7 protein-coding genes are annotated in these 3,582 nt (G+C 67.8%); 2 read left to right on the top strand and 5 right to left on the bottom strand.

The features are described from left to right. From ACFWQC_RS28130 to ACFWQC_RS28150, 5 genes are all read right to left on the bottom strand, one after another. Nucleotides 1-288, bottom strand: a 288-nt coding sequence (locus ACFWQC_RS28130; protein ID WP_378686080.1) for a hypothetical protein, incomplete at its 3' end; no start/stop codon positions are given. Then, complete coding sequence (locus ACFWQC_RS28135) at nt 285-1,124, bottom strand: type IV secretion system DNA-binding domain-containing protein (protein WP_378686082.1); 840 nt, start codon at nt 1,122-1,124, stop codon at nt 285-287. The genes ACFWQC_RS28130 and ACFWQC_RS28135, both read right to left, overlap by 4 nt. Further along, nucleotides 1,121-1,513, bottom strand: a complete 393-nt coding sequence (locus ACFWQC_RS28140) for a hypothetical protein (protein ID WP_378686084.1) — start codon at nt 1,511-1,513, stop codon at nt 1,121-1,123. The genes ACFWQC_RS28135 and ACFWQC_RS28140 overlap by 4 nt, the downstream gene beginning before the upstream one ends. Then, nucleotides 1,513-1,728, bottom strand: coding sequence for a hypothetical protein (locus ACFWQC_RS28145; RefSeq protein ID WP_378686086.1), 216 nt, complete (start codon nt 1,726-1,728; stop codon nt 1,513-1,515). Before ACFWQC_RS28145 ends, ACFWQC_RS28140 begins: the two co-directional genes overlap by 1 nt. Then, nucleotides 1,728-1,970, bottom strand: coding sequence for a hypothetical protein (locus ACFWQC_RS28150; RefSeq protein ID WP_378686088.1), 243 nt, complete (start codon nt 1,968-1,970; stop codon nt 1,728-1,730). The genes ACFWQC_RS28145 and ACFWQC_RS28150 overlap by 1 nt, the downstream gene beginning before the upstream one ends. Nucleotides 1,971-2,089: 119 nt before the next feature. On the opposite strand from ACFWQC_RS28150, the gene ACFWQC_RS28155 reads away from it, so the two are divergent. Together ACFWQC_RS28155 and ACFWQC_RS28160 are read left to right on the top strand one after the other, a co-directional pair. After that, nucleotides 2,090-2,899 carry a GntR family transcriptional regulator gene (locus tag ACFWQC_RS28155; protein ID WP_378686091.1) on the top strand — a complete coding sequence of 270 codons (810 nt, stop codon included), beginning with the start codon at nt 2,090-2,092 and terminating at the stop codon, nt 2,897-2,899. Next, nucleotides 2,900-3,582, top strand: a 683-nt coding sequence (locus tag ACFWQC_RS28160) for a glycosyltransferase (RefSeq protein WP_378686094.1), incomplete at its 3' end; no start/stop codon positions are given.

Consider the following 3,582-nt stretch of genomic DNA (forward strand, 5'->3'; position numbering starts at 1 on the left):
GACCAGGCCGGCAACCACGACGAGCGTGAGCAGTGCGAAGCTCGTCGTCTGCAACATGAAGTAGGCCCCGAGCTCGACGACGCCGAGCACACCGAGAGCGGCGGCGGTCCACTTCTTCTTCTTCCGGCCAGCCCTCCAGGCGGCCACGACGTTGCCCCAGCCGCGGCTGGCCATCGTCTTACGCTTCGTCTTCGGCTTCGAACCCTTGTGGTTCTTCGCGTGCTTGGAGACCTTGACGTCCTGGCCGTCAGCGCCCTTACGGACGTACTCGCGAACGTTCATCCTCATGCCGCACCCCAGATCTTGCGGGCTGAGAGGATGACCGCCGCGGCCAGGTGGCGCGCCTCGTCATCCGTCAGCATCAGCGCCTGGAGCGGCACGGCGGTCTGCCCGGAAACCACCCAGAAACGGCCACGACGGCCGCTCTGAGCGGCCAGCGGCTGAGGCAGGCCCCGAGAGGCCACCGCCCAGCTCTGCGCCCGCTCACGGCTGCTGATGATGCGTACGCCGTAGAGCAGACGCGCGGCGCCCGGCAGCGCGGCCGGCGAGTTGACCGCGGCGACGATGTGCATACGCAGCGATCGCGAGGACACCTCGAGCGCGGCCAGGGCGGCCACTGCCGGCGAGCCGGCAGGGTCGGTCGGCGTCCGGTTCTGCTCCCAGTACCAGCGCAGCGCCTCGACGAGCTCGCCGCGGTTCTCCACGATCAGCATCACCCGACGCATCGCGTAGAGCTCGTCATTGTCGGCACACATGCGGTCGGCCAGCTCCTCGCCCAGGCGGACGAGCTGAAAGTGCATCTCCGCGGTGCGATCGGCGTACGCGACGTCGGGGTGCCCGGCCGCCCAGCGGTGCCGGCCCGTGCCGTCCAGGATGACGACCTCGTCGCCGTGGGCCAGGCCCTGAGCAGCGATCGAGCGCACCAGCAGACGCTTGCCCGAACCCGAGCCACCGACGACCAGCACGTGCGAGTGCTCGAGGTCCAGCGTCATCGGGCCGATCTCCCCGACACCGAGGATGACCGTGCCGGCGCGGGTCGCGGTCAGCTCGTCGCGGACGTCGTCGAGCTCCACCAGCTCCGGCGGCGTCGACGGCGCCGACTTCGTGCGATTCCAGATCCTCATGCGAACCACCCGCCGCGCTCAGTGCCCTCAATGCCCCGCGGAAGGAAGGGCAGCACGACCACGTCGGCCAGGACGTCGCGGTCCTCCACGATCACAGCGGGCTCAGGCACAACGTGCTTGCCGGAGCGGTAGCCAGCCGGAAGGCCAGCGTGTCGCACGCCCTCGTCGTCATCGAAGAAGGAGGCACGCGGCGCAGCGGCCGGCTCCTTCCGCGGGAACGGCACCACCTCGGCCAGGTCGGCACCGCGCTTCGCGGTCACCCGGCCCTCGCGCTGGCCACGAACGGCCATCCGGGCAATCCCGACCACGAACCCAGCCGCGATCGGCACGCATACGCCCCACTGCACCAGGTGATCACCCAGCGTCAGGGGCTCAGTCAGCCACTCCATCACTTGCCTCCCTTTCGAGTCAGCGCCCGGATGCACCCCGTGCACACCTCGTCGCGCTTCACTGCGGAGAGCCGCGACGGCACCATCAGGTGCCAGCAGCTCAGGCGCCGGCCACAGGCCGTACGCGCGTAGGAGCCGAGACCAGCCCGGCCCGTGTCGACGTGCCAGAAGTCGCCGCCGGCGACCCTGACCACCTGCGGGTCAAGAACCGTCATCACGCCGCGACACCAACCAGGCGGACGTAGACGGGCTCCCGAAGCTCACCGCGTACGTCCTCGGCGGCCTGGTCGAGCTCGACGTGGATCTCACCGAGCGTGTCGCGGATGATCTCCAGCCCGGTCCGGTTCACCTCGCCGGTCTGGAGCATCGAGTCGATGACCGCGGCGAGCTGGTCGGCAGACACCGACATCAGCTCGATGGTCTTCGCGGCCTCGCTGAGCGTGTGCTGCGTGTTCATTGCTACCTCCGAGTTGGTTGGGCTTTGACAGCTAGGTTAGATGACGTAGATAGTTAGGTCAACGCAGTCAGCGTACCAAGGAAGCAAGCCAACTAGTTACGGAGTGCACAATGGAGCCTGTGAAGATCAGCCAGTCCGACGCCCGGCCGCCCTTTCAACAGATCGCGGCTCAACTACGCGAAGCCATCCGCACCGGCCGCCTCGAGCCCGGCGAGAAGCTCCCGAGCATCGCCGAAATCACCGAGTCCACAGGCGTGGCGTACGCCACCGCCCGGCAGGCCGTCGCCGTACTGCGCAATGAGGGGCTGGTCGACACGAGAGCCGGTGTCGGAGTCTTCGTGCGACAGCCACACACGCGCATCACCTTCTCGAGCCTCGAGGCGATCGAGGAGAAGGAGAACGCACTCCTCTCTGACGAGGAGCGCGCCAAGCTCGATGGGTCGATCGAGCGTCGCACAGGGCTGCGTCTGGATCAGGTGGTTTTCAAGCCGACCTACGCCCGCACCACAGCGAACACCGACACTCCTCAGTTCGAGGCCGGCACACCGCTGCTTCAGCGAACCTACGAGTACAGGAGCGCCGAAGACGGCACGCTCCTGATGTGGTCGACCGGATGGCTCCCTGTTGAGCTCATCGAGTCCGACCCTCGCCTACTCGACGAGCAGTCCGAGCCCTGGAACGGCGGCACGCATCACCAGCTCCGCGGCGTCGGCATCGAGATTGCCCGGGTCATCAACACCGTGACCGCTCGATCCACGACCCCAGAGGAGGCGCGCGAGTGGGGCATGCGGACCGCCGACCCGATGCTCGTCTCTCGCTCTGTCCTGAAGGACATCAACGGGCGGGTCGTATCGGTGGGACTATCGACCTACCCGAGCGACCGCACTGAGCTCGAGTTCGTGACCGACCTCCCCCGATGGGCGGACTGAATGCCGAAGATCTCCATCATCACCGCAGTTGTCGCCGGCAAGGATGACTACCTCAACGAGACGTGGCAGTCGCTCGTCGACCAGGAGCTGCCCGCCGGCTGGGACTTTGAGTGGATCGTCCAGGAGGACGGCACCACCGGCGAGCCACGCAAACGACTCGCGGTCGACGACCCGCGTATCGACTACGGCATGGGCACCTGGAGCCGCGCGGCATCCGCACGGACCCTCGCCGCAGGCCGGGTCACCGGGCGCTACATACGCGCACTTGACGCCGACGACATCCTTCTTCCCGGCGCGCTCGCACGAGACATCGAAGTGCTCGAGCGCGAGCCCGTCGGCTGGGTGGTGTCGCCGGCGATCGATCTCCACGTCGACGGCTCTCTCGTAGCCGGCCCTCGCGACCCCGAGCCCGGCCTGCTCCCTGACTACGCACTGTTTGAGGGTGAGGCCGCTGGAGAGATGCCGGTCCTCGGCACCACGATGACCGGCCGCACGGAGCTCATTCACGCACTCGGAGGGTGGCCGGCGATTCCGCGCGGCGAGGATGCGGCGATCGTGGTTGCGATGGAGGCCATCTCTCCCGGCTGGATGCAGGCCGAGCCGAGCATCTACTACCGCCGATGGCCGGCGCAGACGACGGCTGACGGAAAGATCTTCGATCTCGCCTATGCCGCGCCGACCCC

Source organism: Nocardioides sp. NPDC058538, assembly GCF_042719275.1.
In the GTDB taxonomy this organism is placed as follows: domain Bacteria; phylum Actinomycetota; class Actinomycetes; order Propionibacteriales; family Nocardioidaceae; genus Nocardioides.

Excerpts from the sequence above, each read along its gene's own strand:
- ACFWQC_RS28135 (WP_378686082.1), bottom strand. The coding sequence starts at position 1,124 with ATGAGGATCTGGAATCGCACGAAGTCGGCGCCGTCGACGCCGCCGGAG.
- ACFWQC_RS28140 (WP_378686084.1), bottom strand. The coding sequence starts at position 1,513 with ATGGAGTGGCTGACTGAGCCCCTGACGCTGGGTGATCACCTGGTGCAG.
- ACFWQC_RS28145 (WP_378686086.1), bottom strand. The coding sequence starts at position 1,728 with ATGACGGTTCTTGACCCGCAGGTGGTCAGGGTCGCCGGCGGCGACTTC.
- ACFWQC_RS28150 (WP_378686088.1), bottom strand. The coding sequence starts at position 1,970 with ATGAACACGCAGCACACGCTCAGCGAGGCCGCGAAGACCATCGAGCTG.